General features: G+C 69.8%; 13 protein-coding genes. All 13 read right to left on the bottom strand.

The genetic code is table 11. The features are described from left to right. Positions 1-26: 26 nt before the first annotated feature. The 13 genes from FHY06_RS03170 to FHY06_RS03230 all read right to left on the bottom strand — a co-directional run bounded on the left by FHY06_RS03170 (position 27) and on the right by FHY06_RS03230 (position 14,900). Positions 27-1,274, bottom strand: coding sequence for a glycosyltransferase WbuB (locus FHY06_RS03170; protein ID WP_184603325.1), 1,248 nt, complete (start codon positions 1,272-1,274; stop codon positions 27-29). Further along, entirely contained in the window at positions 1,271-2,530 is a 1,260-nt protein-coding gene (locus FHY06_RS03175) for an MATE family efflux transporter (RefSeq protein WP_019652701.1), read from the bottom strand. Before FHY06_RS03175 ends, FHY06_RS03170 begins: the two co-directional genes overlap by 4 nt. Positions 2,531-2,550: 20 nt before the next feature. Beyond that, positions 2,551-3,483 carry a hypothetical protein gene (locus FHY06_RS03180; RefSeq protein WP_145759314.1) on the bottom strand — a complete coding sequence of 311 codons (933 nt, stop codon included), beginning with the start codon at positions 3,481-3,483 and terminating at the stop codon, positions 2,551-2,553. Between the two features lie 40 nt (positions 3,484-3,523). Continuing rightward, entirely contained in the window at positions 3,524-4,462 is a 939-nt protein-coding gene (locus tag FHY06_RS03185; protein ID WP_145759315.1) for a hypothetical protein, read from the bottom strand. Continuing rightward, positions 4,459-5,544, bottom strand: coding sequence for a glycosyltransferase (locus FHY06_RS03190; protein ID WP_184603327.1), 1,086 nt, complete (start codon positions 5,542-5,544; stop codon positions 4,459-4,461). The genes FHY06_RS03185 and FHY06_RS03190 overlap by 4 nt, the downstream gene beginning before the upstream one ends. A gap of 32 nt (positions 5,545-5,576) precedes the next feature. After that, positions 5,577-6,902, bottom strand: coding sequence for a hypothetical protein (locus FHY06_RS03195; RefSeq protein WP_132750993.1), 1,326 nt, complete (start codon positions 6,900-6,902; stop codon positions 5,577-5,579). Positions 6,903-6,937: 35 nt separating this feature from the next. Next, complete coding sequence (locus tag FHY06_RS03200) at positions 6,938-7,951, bottom strand: GDP-L-fucose synthase family protein (RefSeq protein ID WP_184603329.1); 1,014 nt, start codon at positions 7,949-7,951, stop codon at positions 6,938-6,940. A 69-nt stretch (positions 7,952-8,020) separates the two neighbouring features. Next, a complete protein-coding gene (locus tag FHY06_RS03205; RefSeq protein WP_019652695.1) occupies positions 8,021-8,737 on the bottom strand; it encodes a sugar transferase in 717 nt (238 codons plus the stop codon). Next, positions 8,734-11,076, bottom strand: a complete 2,343-nt coding sequence (locus FHY06_RS03210; RefSeq protein ID WP_184603331.1) for a succinoglycan biosynthesis protein ExoP — start codon at positions 11,074-11,076, stop codon at positions 8,734-8,736. Before FHY06_RS03210 ends, FHY06_RS03205 begins: the two co-directional genes overlap by 4 nt. Before the next feature lie 48 nt (positions 11,077-11,124). Beyond that, a complete protein-coding gene (locus tag FHY06_RS03215) occupies positions 11,125-12,336 on the bottom strand; it encodes a polysaccharide biosynthesis/export family protein (RefSeq protein ID WP_020722949.1) in 1,212 nt (403 codons plus the stop codon). 68 nt (positions 12,337-12,404) lie between these two features. After that, positions 12,405-13,358, bottom strand: coding sequence for an alpha/beta hydrolase family protein (locus FHY06_RS03220; protein WP_019652692.1), 954 nt, complete (start codon positions 13,356-13,358; stop codon positions 12,405-12,407). Then, positions 13,351-14,178, bottom strand: coding sequence for a serine aminopeptidase domain-containing protein (locus FHY06_RS03225; RefSeq protein WP_260309910.1), 828 nt, complete (start codon positions 14,176-14,178; stop codon positions 13,351-13,353). Before FHY06_RS03225 ends, FHY06_RS03220 begins: the two co-directional genes overlap by 8 nt. After that, the gene (locus tag FHY06_RS03230; RefSeq protein WP_038114027.1) at positions 14,175-14,900 is read right to left on the bottom strand and encodes a 4'-phosphopantetheinyl transferase family protein; all 726 of its coding nucleotides are present in this window, start codon (positions 14,898-14,900) and stop codon (positions 14,175-14,177) included. The genes FHY06_RS03225 and FHY06_RS03230 overlap by 4 nt, the downstream gene beginning before the upstream one ends. Positions 14,901-14,903: the final 3 nt, after the last annotated feature.

The following is a 14,903-nucleotide window of genomic DNA, read 5'->3' on the forward strand; positions in this document are numbered from 1 at the left end:
TGTTCCTGGTGGCGGCGGCCGTCGCGTCAGGCGGTCGCGCAGCGCTGCAGTTCCTCTTCGAGGCGCTGCAGGATCACGTTGCGGTCGAGTTCGGCCTCGGCGAAGCGCCGGCCGATCGAGCCCATCAGCTCGCGCGTGGCGGGCGACATCGACAGCTGCTCGATGGCATCGGCCAGCGCGGCGGCGTCGCCGGGCTGCACCACCACGCCGCGGCCCCACACCGCCTCGCTGAGCGCGGTGCCGGCATGCGCCGTCACGATCACCGCGCGGCCGCTGGCGAACATGCCGCCCAGCTTCGAGGGCATGACCAGGTCGGCCGCGTCCGCGCGCTGGGGCAGCACGTGGATGTCGGCCATGCCCAGCAGTTCGTTGAAGCGCTCGTTGGGCTGCAGGTCGAGGAAGTGCACGTTGGCCAGCTGGGCGCAGGCGCTCGTGAGCGACGGGCGGCTCGGCCCGTTGCCGCAGAAGACGAAGTGGATGTCGTGTGAGCACACCAGCAGCCGCGCCGCCTCGGCCAGCAGCTCGATGCCCTGCTTGCTGCCGAGGCTGCCGGCATAGAGCACCACCACCGCGTCCGCCGGAATGCCCAGCTCCGCGCGATAGCCCTGCGGCGAGGCATTCGCAGTCAGCGGCGTCCGCTCGACGGGCCGGATCGCCTCCACGTCGACCCAGTTCGGGAACAGCACCAGCCTTGATTCGTCGACGCCTTTTTCCAGCGCCCTGGCGCGCATCGTGGTGGAGATGGTCGACACCCGGTCGAACCTGCGCATCAGCCAGCGCTCGGCCGCCAGCGCGAATCGCTTCACTCGGTCGCCACGCAGCCAGCCCAGGCCGAAGGCGGCGTCCACCTCGTAGTCCTGGATGTGAAGCCAGGACCGGGCGCGCAGCAGCTTGGCCAGGCACAGCGCGGCCGGCGCGCAGGACACGGGCGGCTCCACCACGATCACGACCTCCGGCCGCCAGAAGATCTGCGCCAGCAGCAGCGGCACGCTCGACAGCGTGAACGACAGCAGGTGCCCGATGCGTCCCAGCGCCCGCGGCTGCTTGGGCACCCATGTGGGCGCACGCCAGACCGTCACGCCGTTCCAGACCGACTTGCGGTACATCCAGGCCGAATGGCCCTCGAACACCGACCACTGCGGAAAGAAGGGCGGCGACGCGATCACCCGCACCTCGTGCCCGCGCGCCTGCAGCCACTCGGCCATCTCGCCCGAGTATTTGCCGATGCCGGCCAGCTCGGGCGCGAAGTTCATCGAGTAGAGGAGAACCTTCACGGCGCCGGCCTCCGCGCCAGCAGGCGCACGATGGGGAAGAAGCCGAAGTGCAGGCGCATGCGCGTCTCGTACAGCGCGAAGTCGCTCAGGCAGGCGATGAAGAACACGTAGTGCGGCCGCTCCGGAAAGAGCGCCACCACCGCCGCGTAGGAGGCCAGCCGCAGCGCCACCTCCAGCAGCGCCCAGCGGCCGAGCGAGCCCATCGAGGTCTTCAGCGAGAGCATCGTCTCGTGGTGGATCGTGTAGGTGCGCAGCAGGAAGTACGGCGCGATGCACAGGAAGATGGTGCGAGCCTCGTTGCCCAGCTTCAAAAGCGGTGCCGCGACCGAGATGAGCACGGCCAGCCCCGCGAAGAGCGCGCAGCCCAGCAGGAAGCAATGCCGTGCGAGCCGCAGCCTGGCGGCCGTGAAATTGCCCGCGTCGGTCTCCAGCATCGCGGGCGTCCGCGTGACCAGGAAGGCCTGCACGAACTGCGAGGGCGCCTCGGCCAGCAGGAAGGCGATCTTGAAGGCACCCACGTAGCTCAGCGGCATGAAGTACGCCACGATGAGCAGGTCCGACTTGCGCAGCAGGAACATCAGCAACGAATACACCGTCGCGCCGGCCTGCGAGGCCAGTTCGAGTGCGGCGCGGCCCGCCGGCGGCGCCGCGCCGTTGGCCGGCAGGCCGACCGCCAGGCACACCACCACGACCGCGATCAGGTTGATGAGCAGCAGGTGCGCCACGCCCAGGTCGAAATGCACTGCGGCGCAGATGCCCACGCCCGCGACCAGCACGGTCGAGCGGATGCCGGCCTCCAGGTTCAGCAGCCCCGCGCGGCCGAGGCCGCGGCTGAAGGACAGGCGCAGGCTGTTGAAGGCGAACACCACCAGCGTGGCCACCAGGATGGCGAAGGGCGCATCGCCCACCGGCAGGCGCTGCAGCGTGAGGATCACGATCGCCAGCACCGTCGCCATCGGCATGCCGATGGCCAGCGTGCGCACCACGTCGCCGCGCGTTACGCCCGGCGGCACCGAGGCCGCATTGCGCGAGAACAGCAGCGAGCTGCCCAGCGTGGCCACCACCAGCGCCACTTCCAGCACCGACTGGTAGACCGAGTACTCGCCGAAGCGCGCAGGCGGAACGCTCGCTGCCATCAGGAAGATGGCAAGGAAGCCCGAAAGGTATACATACAGCCGCGAGGCGAGCGCGCCCAGCCCCGACAGCCATGCCGGGCGCGCACCGGGCAGCGGAAGCGGCAGGCTGGGGTGCTTCATGGCGCGGGCTCGCTCGATGCTCATTTGCCGGCCGGCACGCGGTGCACCCGGCGGGTGTCGAAGAGCCGGCGCGCGAAGGCGCCGGTGCGGAAGGCGTTGTTCTTCGCGCGGCGCGCCATCTGCAGCGCGTAGGTCACGGCGGCCACGGTGAGCGTGCGGCCGCGCAGCGCATGGGGCATCGCCATCTTCGCGCTGCCCTGGAAGTGCAGCGCCACCACGCGAACGAGCTCGCCCGAAGAGCTGGTCAGCCAGGCCTTTCCCTCGCTTCGGGCGATGCGCTTGGCACCGCCGAGCACCTTGAACTCCCCGCGATGCAGGTTGTGCGTGCCGTTGATGTTGTGGTCGACCACCATGCCTTCGAACACGCGGTTGATGGGGTCGTCGTTGCCGGTGGCGTGCGCCCAGAGGTAGAGCAGCGTCATGTCCGACACCCCCCCGCGCACGCCGCGCGCGGCGAAGCGCTGCGAGATCTCGCGCAGCTTCCTGCGGCCCGACGGGGTCGCATAGGTATCGAGCACGCAGGCAACGAAGCGGCGCAGGCCGTTGGACGTCCAGTAGCTCACGTGCGGCGAGATCTGGCAGGGGTTCCAGCCGTCGGCCGACTGCATGCTGGAGCCCGAGAAGTCGGCCTTGCCCACCAGCCGCCTGATGTGTTCGCCCGCGCCCTCGAAGAGCAGCACGTCGCTGTCGATCAGCACGAAGTCGCGCACCTCGGGGTGGGATTCCAGAAACCGCGCCAGGAGAAAGTAGCGCCTGAAGCAGATCTTCTCGAACTCCGGCGAGTTGCTCGAAAGATGCACGTAGGAGCGGCAGAAGCGCTCGTAGGCCGGACCGGCGTCGGTCTCCGAGAGCACGAGCAGAGGCTCGCCGGCCAGTTCCGCCGATTCGCGGCAAAGCGCCAGGGTCTTGTTCTGTCGGTCTTCCACGACGATGAAGGGCAGGGGCGGATTCATGATGCTCGGGTTGGGGTTGATGGGGTGACAGCGAAGGGATTCAGGGCCGGGCCGTCACGCTCTTGATGAGCGCCACGTGCGCGGGAACGAAGCGGCCGGCCGCGTCGATGGGCATGTCCAGCGTGAAGAGGCCCCGCGCGGTGGCCGCGTCGGCGATCCAGGTGCGAAGCTGCGCGGCGGTGAAGCGCGCCGGCGCGTCGCGGCCCCACGAGGCGGTCAGCGGCGTGAGCACGTGCAGCACCAGTTCCGAGGGCGGGCCGGTCAGGTGCGAAGGCGGCTGCATGTATTCGCCGGCCATCAGGTTCTGGCACGGGGCCGACTTGGCGCTGAAGCGCTCCGCGCCTTCGCCCGCGTTGAAGGCCAGCCAGCGGTTGGTGGCGCCGGCGCGCGCGGCGCTGCAGAGCATCTCCCAGCCCGCGGGCGTGATGCCCTTGGTGTTGTAGGTGCCGTCGAACCACCAGCCGCTGGCCAGCGCGCCATAGCGCTCCGACCAGTCGCGGATCACGCTGGACCAGGCCGCGACGAATCGAGCCGGCGGGGGCTCCTGCTCAGACACGTCGCCCAGGCATTCCATCATCGCCCGGTCGCCCTGCGGCGCGCGGAACGGCAGGTACAGGATCAGCGCGATTCCCCGGCTGCGCAGCGCGCGGCCGATCTCCAGCGGCAGGTCGCGCGGCGGGCGATTGGCCACGCTGGACGGACAGAGCACTTCGAGCGCGGCGTTGGGCGCGATGTACTGGCCGCTGTTCTGCCCGAGCGTCAGGATCAGGTGCGAGACGCGCATCTCCGCCAGCGTCGAGGCGAAGGTCTCCACGTCGAAGCGCTTGATCTCGCCGATCGACTGCTTGTCGGGCAGGTAGTGCACCATCACGCCGAAGCCGGGCTGCGGGGTCGGCTGCGCGTGGGCCGCGAGCGGCAGCGCCGCAGCCAGCAGCAGCGTCGCGAGCAGCCGCACGAAGCGAATCAGGCTCCCGGTCATGGCAAGGCTCCCGCGAGCGACAGCGTGCCGCGCTTGAGCATCAGGTAGCGCCGCGCCACGTTGGCCGGCGCACAGGTGCCGGCATGCACCCATGCCGGGCGCGCGTGCCCGTGGTGCGCGAGGTACTGAGCGAGCCGCGTCGGCTCGTCGTCATCGCTGGCCTCGCTGCCCACGAAGAAGGCGTAGTCCGCGAACAGCTCGCGGTGCACCGGGATGTCCGACAGCAGCAGCGGCACGCCCAGCGTCGCCGCCTCGGCCGCCGAGAGGTTGAAGCCCTCGAAGGTGGACAGCGAGATGAAGGCGGTGGTTCCCTGGTAGAGCCGCAGCAGCTCGTCGCGCGGCACCAGGCCACGGTGCCGCACGCAGTCGCGCACCTCGGGCGGCATCTGCGACACCATGCGCTGCACTTCCGCCGCGCCGTTGCCGGTGATGTCGAGGCAGTCGACCAGTCCGGCCGTCTTCATGCGCGCGAAGAGCGCGAGGATGCCGGCGAAGTTCTTGTGCGGGTAGTAGTGGTAGGCCGCGATCAGGTAGCGCTCGCCGGGCACCGCCACGGCCGCGGGCGCGACGCGGTGCGCGTCCACCGGGTTGAAGATGACGCTCGAATGGGCACAGCGGCCGAAGTGGCGCTCGAAGTCGCGCTGGCTGCTGCGGCTGATGAAGACCACGTCCGCCGCGCTGTGCGCCGCGCGCCAGAGGTTCCAGTCGAGGAAGAGCCGCTTGCCGCGCCCGAAGTATTGCGGATAGGCCTTGTACTGCAGGTCGTGCACGATGACCACCGAGTCGCGATGCCGCCCCAGCAGCGTGAGCGGCAGGTAGTAATTCGGGAACACCGAGAACAGCTGCTCCCCGGTGAGCAGCGTGCGCAGCCGGTGGAAGTTGTAGAGCAGCGTGTCGAGCACGAAGCGGCTGATCTTCAGCCGCTGTGCCAGTGCGAACAGGCGCGGATGCCGCTCGCTCACGGGCACCACGCGGTCGTCGGGTGCGAGCCGCATGTGGCGCAGCAGCACTTCCGACACGTTGAGCACGCCGCCGGCCGCCTTGTTGAGGCGCACGGTGTCGTAGTAGAGGTAGGTGGCCATGGCTGCGTCTTCTCTTTCTTGTTCTTCCTGCTTCATGCGCTCGGCAGGTGGCGCCGCACCACGCGCGTCGACGCGCGGCGGCTGCGCGAGCTCAGCGAGCCCGCGACGAAGGCGGCGATCAGGCCCGATGCAGCGAACGGGCCCCAGCCCAGGATGGGCCCGCGCATGAAAGGCACATAGGCGGCCAGAAGCACCAGCGCCGAGAGGTACGCGCCCGATACCGGGCGATCGGCCTGCACCGCCCGATCCACCGCGCGGAACATGGCCGAGATCGCGAAGCCGAAGAGCGCCGGCCCTGCCATGCCGAAATCGAAATACGCCGTGGTGAAGGGCGGCAACGAGAGGTTGCTCTGCGAGAAGTTGCCCAGGATCGCGCTCCAGCCCAGCGGGTCGAAGTCCGGGAACATCTTCAGGCTGCGCGGCAGGAAGAAGGAGAAGGCCGACAGCAGGTAGCGGCCCCAGCCCAGGTCGGGGATCGGTGCGCGCTCCAGGATGCCGGCCACCACGAACATCGCGTCGAAGTCCTGGCTGAATGGAAAGGTCCGCAGCTCCTCGCCCCAGATGCTGCCGCGCGAGATCAGGTTCAGCACCGGCCCCAGCCCGGCGATCGAGCCGAAGACCAGGCCCGCCAGCAGCCAGCGCCGGCTGCGCGACAGCAGATGGATGAGCAGCGGCAGCAGCCCGATCAGCAGGATCTGCCGCGCCGTGTTCACCGGGTTGGCCGCGATCGCCGACAGCCCGAACGCGATGCACGCCGCACCCCAGGACCACAGCGTGCGGCGGCGCATCGCATGGATGGCAAGCGCCACGAAGCACAGCAGCACCACCAGCTTGGGCAGCGTGGAATAGAAGATGAAGTCGATGGCGAGGTTGTTGTCCTCGCCGCTCAGGCCCACGACGCCGCGCGCCACGAAGTTGAGCTCCGGCTTCACCAGCAGCGCCCCGAAGGCGAACACTGCGCAGCCCAGCAGCAGCAACTGCGCATTGGCGAGCTCGACCAGGCGGCCGTCGCGCCGCACCATCGCGTCGGCCGGCGCATCGCGCTCCCCCAGCCGCGCCGCCTCCACGCCCGCCATGTAGAGCACCAGCAGCATCAGCGCCTGTGTGTGCGATTCCGTGCGCATCAGACCGGCGTCCCAGAACTCCACGTCGTGCGCGATCTGCATCGCCGGCGCGATCGAGAAGTAGGTCAGGATCGTCGCGTAGTGGATCAGCAGGAACACGCTGCCGCCGGCTCGCCCCAGCATCGCGAGCTGAACCAGCGCCAGCACGGCCACCGCGGCATATCCCCAAGCCGGATCGACCAGCCCGCAGAGGGTGGCGCAGACGATGCCGGACCAGAAGGCGAGGGGGCGCATGGCGGGGCCTTGGGTGGATGGAGCCGTTCGGCGGTTCAGGCGGGGGCCTGCACCTCGGTCAAGGCCTGTGCCCGGCTCGTGCCGATTTCCTCGACCGGCCGGATCGCCTTCTGGTAGTCGGCGTAGGTGCGGCGAAGCCCTTCGGCCAGCGGTACCGTCGCGTGCCAGCCGAGGCTGTGGGCGCGCGACACGTCCAGCAGCTTGCGGGGGGCGCCGTCGGGCTGCGCGAGGTCGTAGCGGATGGTGCCGGTGTAGCCCACCACGTCGCGGATCAGCTCGGTGAGTTCGGCGATGGAAACGTCCTCGCCGGTGCCGAGGTTGATGTGGCCGCGCATCGCGTCGGTCTGCTGGTCGTACTCGGCGCGTGAGAGGTTCATCACCGCCAGGCAGCCTTCGACCATGTCGTCGACGTAAAGGAACTCGCGCCGCGCGCGGCCGCTGCCCCAGATCAGCACGCTGGGCGAGTTGCCGATCTTGGCCAGGTGGAAGCGCTGGATCAGCGCGGGCACCACGTGGCTGTTCTCGATGTGGTAGTTGTCGCCGGGGCCGTAGAGGTTGGTCGGCATCACGCTGCGGTAGTCGATGCCGTGCGTGGCGCCGTACTGCCTGTTGTAGCTCTCGCAGAGCTTGAGTCCCGCGATCTTGGCGATGGCGTAAGGCTCGTTGGTGGGCTCGAGCCTGCCGTTCAGCAGGTATTCCTCGCGGATCGGCTGCTCGGCCATCCGCGGGTAGATGCAGCTGGAGCCCAGGAACAGCAGCCGCTTCACGCCCGACACGAAGGCCTGGTGGGTCACGTTGGTGGCGATGGCCAGGTTCTCGTAGATGAACTGGGCCGGATAGGTCATGTTGGCGTGGATGCCGCCGACCCGTGCGGCCGCCAGGTACACCTGGTCGACGTGTTCCGTGGCGAAGAAGCGGGCCACGGCCGCCTGGTCGAGGAGGTCGAGTTCGGAGTGGGTTCGCGTCACCACCTCGTGGCCCAGTTCGCGCAGGCGCCGTGCCGTCGCCTGACCCACCATGCCGCGATGACCTGCAACAAAGATTCGCATATGAGCTTTCGTGAAGTGGTTGAATGGAAAAAAGCGAGTCCGGTGTTCGGGGTCGGATGCCGTCGTCTGCTACCGCGACCCCCGCGCCCCCGTCACCACGCCGAAGGTCTTCAGCAGGATCACGAAGTCGCGCCACAGCGACAGGTGGGCGACGTATTCCGCGTCCATCGCGGCGCGGCGGCGGTAGCTGATCTCGTTGCGGCCGCTGATCTGCCACAGGCCGGTGATGCCCGGGCGCACGGCGCAGTAGTGGGCCCAGTAGTCGCCGTACAGGTCCTTCTGCGCGAACATGCAGGGGCGCGGGCCGACCATGCTCATGTCGCCCTTGAGCACGTTCCAGAACTGCGGGAACTCGTCGATGCTGTACTTGCGCAGGAAGGCGCCGAAGCGGGTGATGCGCGGGTCGTGCTGCAGCTTCTGGTAGACGGCCCATTCGCGCCGCGCGGCCTCGTTCTCGCGCAGGTGGCGCGCGAGCACCGCGTCGGCATTGGCCACCATCGAGCGGAACTTGTAGAACTTGAATACGCGGCCGCCCTTGCCGTAGCGCGGCTGCATGTAGATGGCGGGGCCGCCCGACGTGTAGAGCACGCCGAGCCAGATGAGCGCGTAGGCCCATCCGAAGAAGAGGAAGAACGAACCGGCCATCAGGATGTCGGCTGCGCGCTTGGCGCGGCGCTGCCAGGGCTTGCCGCCCAGGGGCATGTAGGGCGCGGTGTTGGCGGCCGTGCCGACGCCGGGGCTGCCGCGGCCGCGGTCCGAGGAATGGGTGGATCTCAGCGTGCTCATGATTCGGCATGCTCCGGTTCGATGCGCCTGGGCATCACGGTGTCGGCCGTGTCCAGCTGGTAGGAGGGATCGCGCCGCGGCGCGGCGGAGCCGGCGGTGGGCGAATAGCCGTAGTAGCCGTAGCCGTAGGTGCGATGGCGGCGCTGCGAGGTGTCGACGGCGTTGAACACCACGCCGTGGAAGGCCGCGCCCACGTGCGCGAGGCGCTTGCTGCTCTCGAGCAGCTCGCCCATCTCGCTGTTGTCGGCGCGGGCCACAAGCAGCACGGTGCCCATGCTGGGTGCCATCGCGGCGGTCTCGGAGGCGAGCAGGGTGGGGGGTGCGTCGATCACCACCACGTCGTAGCGCGCCGAGAGCAGCGCCAGCGCATGGGCGAAGGTGTCGCTGGTCATCAGGACGGCCGGGTCGGCGTGGGGCGTGCCGGCGGACATCACGTCGAGGTAGGGCAGCACCTGGTGGTGGATGGCCTGCTCCAGCGCCACCTCGCCGGTGATCACGTCGGCCAGGCCGTCGCGGCGCTGCAGGCCGAAGTCTTCCGTCAGGGTGCCGCGGCGCAGGTCGCCGTCGATCAGCAGCACGCGCTTGCCCGACACCGCCAGCAGCGTCGCGAAGTTCGACGACACGAAGGTCTTGCCCGCGCCGGCCGTGGCGCTGGAGATCAGGATGCGGTTGTTGGGTGCGCCCACCATCACGAACTTGAGCGCGGTGCGCAGCCGCCGCAGGCCTTCGAGCGCCGGGTCCTCCACGTGCAGCGCCGCCAGCACCTTGATGCCGGGCTTGCCCTTGCGCACCGCGCGGTCGAGCACGCGCTGCTGCGTGCTCAGCGGAATGCTGCTGTAGACGTTCAGCCCGGTGATCGCCTCGATGTGGTCCGGGCTCTCGATGGAGCGCTTGAGGTTCTTGCGCGCGAGCGCCGCCGCGCCCCCGGCGAAGAGGCCGCCGGCCAGCGCCAGCGCGACCACGATGATCGACTTGGGCCGCACCGGCTTCTCGGCCACCAGCGCCTGGTCGAGCACGCGCACGTTGGCCACCTTGCCTTCCTTGGCCAGCCGCATCTGCAGCGAGCTGTTGAGCAGCGTGGCGTAGAGCTCGGTGTTGACCTTGATGTCGCGCTGCATGCGCACCGTGTTCTGCTGCAGCATGGGCATGCGGCGGATGCGGCCGTCGATGGCGCCCAGTTCCCTCTTGAGCGAGGCGATCTGCGCGTCCAGGGTGCGCACCATCGGGTGCTCGGCGGTGAAGCGGCCCACCAGCTCCAGCCGCTTCTGATTGGCGTCGAGCAGCTTGGTCTGCAGGTCGGCGTTCTGCGACAGGGCATTGCGAGCCTCGTCGTCGAGGTTGATGGTGCCGTTCTGGTTGCGGTAGCGGTTGTAGGCGTCCTCGGACTGCTCCAGCTGCTGCTTGAGCTTCGGCAGCTCGGTGCCCAGGAAGCTCAGGGCGCGCTCGGCCTGAACCGTCTTCTGCTCGATGTTCTGGCGCACGTACAGGTTGGCGATCTCGTTGAGCACGCCGGCGAGCTGATTGCGGTTCTCGGCCTGCAGGCTGACGTCCATCACGCCCGACTGCTTGCCCTTCTCGACCACGCGCAGGTCGCGCTGCAGGCCCAGCAGCGTGAGCTGCTTGGAATGGCGCACCAGCTCGAAAGCGGCGCCGGGGCGGGCTTCGAAGGAACCCACGAGCAGGTGCAGGTTGCCGCCAGGCACCGTGGCGTCCAGCGGCACGCCGACGGTGCCTCGCAGCGGCGACTCGAGTTCGGGGCTGCTCAGCGTGTAGTTGCCCTCGCTGCCGGCGACCAGCGTGAACTTCTTGCCCTCGAGGGCCGGCGGCACGTCCATCTGCGCCACCGCGATGCGCTCGGTGCCGGAGACATAGTTGCCCCACCCGAACACGCCGGGCGTGGAGAGCCGGCTCGAATGCCGCGCCAGGAACTCGCCCACCACCGGGATGTAGCGCGGCTTCGCGTCGATGTAGAGCCGGGTGTTCTCCATCGCCTGGCCCAGCACCATGCGCGAGCGCAGGATCTCGGTCTCGCCCGCCGTGGGCGTCTTCACGTTGATGCTGCCGCCTCCGTTGGCGTCGCCGGGGAAGTTGCCGCCCGAGCGGTCCGGGTCCTCCACCTGGATCAGGATGTTGGCCTCGTACACGCGGGTGCCGAAGAGTGCGTAGCCCACGCCCACCAACAGCGCCAGCGCCGTGATGCCGGCGATCAGCCAGCGGTTGTCGATGAGGATGTCGAGGTACTCGTGGAACCGGGATTCCCGGGGCCACGCCGTGGTCTCGAGCACCATCGGGGAGGCGCCCGCGGGCGCGGGAAGGGTCGGCTGCCAGTGCGCGTTCATGAAGTCACCTTCTTGTGGGCTGCGGCTTCGGTGTCCGGACGGGCGCGCCTAGCGGCGGGCGGTGTCGCGGGCGAGGTTGATGACCTGGGCGGCCGGGAGGATCAAGCTGAACACGCGGCTCCAGCTCACCAGCGGCACGCGGTCGACGTAAACCACGTCGCGCGGCTGCAGCTCGAAGCGGTCGGCCAGCGCGAGCGCCACCGGGTTCTTCGCGTTCAGGTTGAAGACCTGCTGCACGTCGAGGTTGTCCGGCGCGTTGCGCACCACGTAGATCTGTCCCGGGTCGGAGGTGGTCAGGTCGGGCCCGCCCGCGTCGCCGAGCGCCTCGTTCAGCGTCAGGCGGCCGTTGTTGCGCATCTGCAGCGCCGACGGTGCGCGCACTTCGCCCATCACGTAGACGCGGCTGTCCTCGCGCGTTCCGACGTTGACGATGTCGCCGTTGCGCAGCGGAATGTTGTTGGCGTCGGCGCCCAGCGCCTGCAGCATCGGCAGGTTGATCACCGTCGAGACGCCGCCGCGCGTGAGCGTGACGTGCGCGCGGTCGCCGGCCTGGGTGAAGCTGCCGGCGCGGCTGATGGCCTCCGACAGCGTCATCGGCACGTCGGTGAAGATCTGCAGCCCCGGCGTGCGCACCTCGCCCTGCACGTAGGCGCGCTGGCTGCGGAAGGACTGGATGCGCACCGTCACCTGCGGGTCCTTGATGAAGGCCTTGATGCGGTCCGCGATCAGCTCCGAGGCGCCGCTCTCGGTCAGGCCCTGCACCTTGGTGCGGCCGATGTAGGGAAAGAAGATCTCGCCCTTGGCATCGACGATGAAGCCGGGCGCCACGGTCACGCCGGTCGGGTCCGACTGCTGGGCGATCACCGCCCCGGCGTTCGGCAGCAGCTCTGGGTGGTCGTACACGATGATGCCGACCACGTCGCCTGGCCCGATGGTGTAGACCGGCGCCGCGGTGAAGAGCCGCTTGATGTTGTCGGGCACGCCCGTCGGCCGCTGCGCGATCTGCGAGCGGATCAGGTCGGGCGTGATCGGGATGATCTTTCCGCTGTCGGCCGAAGCCGTGCTGTCGCCCGTGGTGCTGGTGAAGCCCAGCGGCGCCACCGTGCCGAAGCCCGGCGCGCAGCCCGCCAGCGTCACCAGCCCGATGGACACCAGCATGGCCAGGCCCAGCCATCGCAGGCGGGCCTGCGCTTGCGTCCGGGCCAGGGCCGCGAACGATGGGATTGCGCGCGGCTGTGTCGCTGGATCGTGGCGTTGCATGGTGGTCTCCTTGACGGCTGGTTGTGACGGTGGTGCAAGGTGCGAAAGGGGAGGAAGGCGGGCCCTTTTCAGAGCGCGGCCCAGGTGGTCATCGCCGGTTCCGGCGCCGCCGGCGCGGGGCTGCTGGCCTGGCTGCGACGCTCGATGCCGCCGGCCAGGCAGCGCTCGGCGACCCAGTCGCCCACGCTGCGCAGGAAGAGCTGCTGGCCTCTTTCGGTGCACACGGTGTGGTCGACCTCGCCGAGGAACTCGTACTGCAGCCCCTGCGCGAAGGGCTTGCGGGCGAAAGCGCCGAGCTGGTCGCGGCCGCGGTCGCACACGTGCAGAGAGCCCGAATACAGCAGCTGCATCGCCACATTGCGTTCGGCGAGCCGCTGCAGCGCGGCGCCGAACCAGATTGCGTTGGCCTCGGGTGCGCGCCTTTCTGCGAAGAAGCCCGGCATGGGCGTGGTCGAATGACTGCGCGAGAAGCGGCGCTGCAGCCAGCGCCTGGCCTTGCCCGGGAACGAGGGGTGGGCCGGCGCGGCCAGTGCGCGGCGCAGATTGCGCTCCAGCCGCGCACGCAGCTCCGGAAAGGCGAAGCCGTCGAAGAGCGACAGCGCGACCACGCGCCTGTCGACCAGCGCGGCCGACATGGCCTGCTCCACGCCCGAGCACATGCCCACGATCACGAACTGCCGCGCACCCAGCGTGCGCTCGGCCGCGTCCATAGCCGCCTTCAGGCTGTGCACCGCGCGCATCTGCAGGTCGGGCGAGGTGGCCAGAGCCTCGCTGTCGCCGATCCCGCCCAGGTCGAAGCGCAGGCTGCTCACGCCGCGCGCGGCCAGCACATGCGCCAGCTTCACGTTGATGCGCCGCGGCCCAACCCGGTGGTTGGCGCCCATGTTGAACATGAGGCAGGCGGTGCCGCTGCGCGCCGGCCGCGCGGGGAGGGTGAGCATGCCCATCAGCGCGTCGCCGGGGCCGAACAGCAGCGGGGCCTGGGTGATGGCGAAGGGGAGCGTCGTGGTCGGGTCATTCATGAAGGGCACCCTGCAGGCGGTTGAGCGCGTCGGCCGGGACCATGGCGCTGTTGGGGTAGGGGTCCGAGGTCCAGTCGAGCTGGTGGCTGAAGTACGCGAGGCGCACCGGCATGTGGCGCGACTGCTGGTCGGCGGCCCACTGGGCGGTGCGCTCGTCGTCGGGCTCGGCCAGCACCAGCGTGTCGTGCAGCGCGGTGAGCGGCAGCGATTCGGGCACCAGCGCGGCCAGCTGGGCGCGCAGCGCGGGCGAGAGCACGGTGCCCAGCGCTTCGGCGGGCATCGCCTCGGGCTCCTGCAGCAGGCTGCGGCGCCAGGCCAGGTCGGGAATGCAGAAGGTGGTGTCGATGGCCGCCACGTGCTGCTCGCGCAGCAGCCGGGCGTAGCCGCGCCCGTCGATCACCGGCTCCCACAGCACCAGCCGCACCGGGTCGCAGCGCCCGCCGCGCGCCGCCAGCACGGCCACCGTGGCGCCGAGCCGCGCACCGATCCACACGATGGAGGTGCCGGGCGCGCGCCGGCGCAGCTCTTCGTGCGCCGAGCACAGGTCGCGGCGCCAGCCGTCGAGCTCGCCCTCGGCTTCCTCGCCCGGCGAATCGCCCGAGCCGTAGAAGTCGAAGCGCAGCGTGGCGATGCCCGAGCGCGAGAGCCGCTCGGCCAGCACCTTGAAGAAGCGGTGCGTGCGCAGGCCCTCCTGCCCGAACGGCGGGCACAGCAGCACGGCGGTGCCTCCCGCTGCACTCTCGCTCGCCTCGGCGGGATGGAACACGCCGAAGAGCTGCCGCGAGGCCGGCCCGAACATGATCGGCGTCATTCGGCTCATGCGTGCGCCTCCAGCAGACGGCCGGAGTGGCTGGCCCGGCCGGCGCGCGCTTCCGTCTGCCGCCATTCGGCGATGGAGCCCACGCAGTCCATCCGCTCGGGCGCCGGCCCCAGCACCAGCCACAGGATGCGGCCGGCCACCGAGAGCTCGACACTGCGGCAGTCCGGCTCCAGGCCCACCTCGAAGCTCTGCGACGACAGCAGCAGCCCCACGCCGATGGCCTTGAGGCAGGCCTCCTTGCGCGTCCAGCAGGTCAGGAAGGCGCGGTCGCGCTCGTGCGCGGGCAGGGCGGCCAGCGCCTCCTGCTCGCGGTGGGTGAAATGCTCGGCCGCGAGCACCGCCGCGTCGGGCACCGGGCGCAGCAGCTCGATGTCGGCGCCCAGCGGGCCGCGGCCGCCGATGGCGATCAGCGCCAGGCCCTGGCTGTGGCTCAGCGAGAACTGCGTGCGCGCATGGCCGGTGAGCGACGGCTTGCCGAAGGAGCCCTTGGACAGGTGCAGCTCCGCATGCTGCAGGCCGGTGTACTCGCTCAGCGCCTGCCGCAGCGCGAGGTGCGAGGCCACGTAGCGCTGGCGGTCCAGCGGCGAGCGGATGGCTTCGGCGCGCTCGCGCTCCTCGGCCGAGAGAACCTGCTCCGACGGAAGGCCGGCGAACCTGTCCAGGTCGACGTACAGGCACAGCGGCACGTCGATGGAGATCGGCTGGGGGGTGCTGCCAGTCATGTC

The sequence above is a fragment of the Variovorax atrisoli genome, from assembly GCF_014195185.1.
Taxonomy (GTDB): Bacteria; Pseudomonadota; Gammaproteobacteria; order Burkholderiales; family Burkholderiaceae_C; genus Variovorax; species Variovorax atrisoli.

Coding starts and splice junctions, on each gene's coding strand:
- FHY06_RS03175 (WP_019652701.1), bottom strand. CDS start 2,530: ATGAAGCACCCCAGCCTGCCGCTTCCGCTGCCCGGTGCGCGCCCGGCA.
- FHY06_RS03180 (WP_145759314.1), bottom strand. CDS start 3,483: ATGAATCCGCCCCTGCCCTTCATCGTCGTGGAAGACCGACAGAACAAG.
- FHY06_RS03185 (WP_145759315.1), bottom strand. CDS start 4,462: ATGACCGGGAGCCTGATTCGCTTCGTGCGGCTGCTCGCGACGCTGCTG.
- FHY06_RS03190 (WP_184603327.1), bottom strand. CDS start 5,544: ATGGCCACCTACCTCTACTACGACACCGTGCGCCTCAACAAGGCGGCC.
- FHY06_RS03195 (WP_132750993.1), bottom strand. CDS start 6,902: ATGCGCCCCCTCGCCTTCTGGTCCGGCATCGTCTGCGCCACCCTCTGC.
- FHY06_RS03200 (WP_184603329.1), bottom strand. CDS start 7,951: ATGCGAATCTTTGTTGCAGGTCATCGCGGCATGGTGGGTCAGGCGACG.
- FHY06_RS03205 (WP_019652695.1), bottom strand. CDS start 8,737: ATGAGCACGCTGAGATCCACCCATTCCTCGGACCGCGGCCGCGGCAGC.
- FHY06_RS03210 (WP_184603331.1), bottom strand. CDS start 11,076: ATGAACGCGCACTGGCAGCCGACCCTTCCCGCGCCCGCGGGCGCCTCC.
- FHY06_RS03215 (WP_020722949.1), bottom strand. CDS start 12,336: ATGCAACGCCACGATCCAGCGACACAGCCGCGCGCAATCCCATCGTTC.
- FHY06_RS03220 (WP_019652692.1), bottom strand. CDS start 13,358: ATGAATGACCCGACCACGACGCTCCCCTTCGCCATCACCCAGGCCCCG.
- FHY06_RS03225 (WP_260309910.1), bottom strand. CDS start 14,178: ATGAGCCGAATGACGCCGATCATGTTCGGGCCGGCCTCGCGGCAGCTC.
- FHY06_RS03230 (WP_038114027.1), bottom strand. CDS start 14,900: ATGACTGGCAGCACCCCCCAGCCGATCTCCATCGACGTGCCGCTGTGC.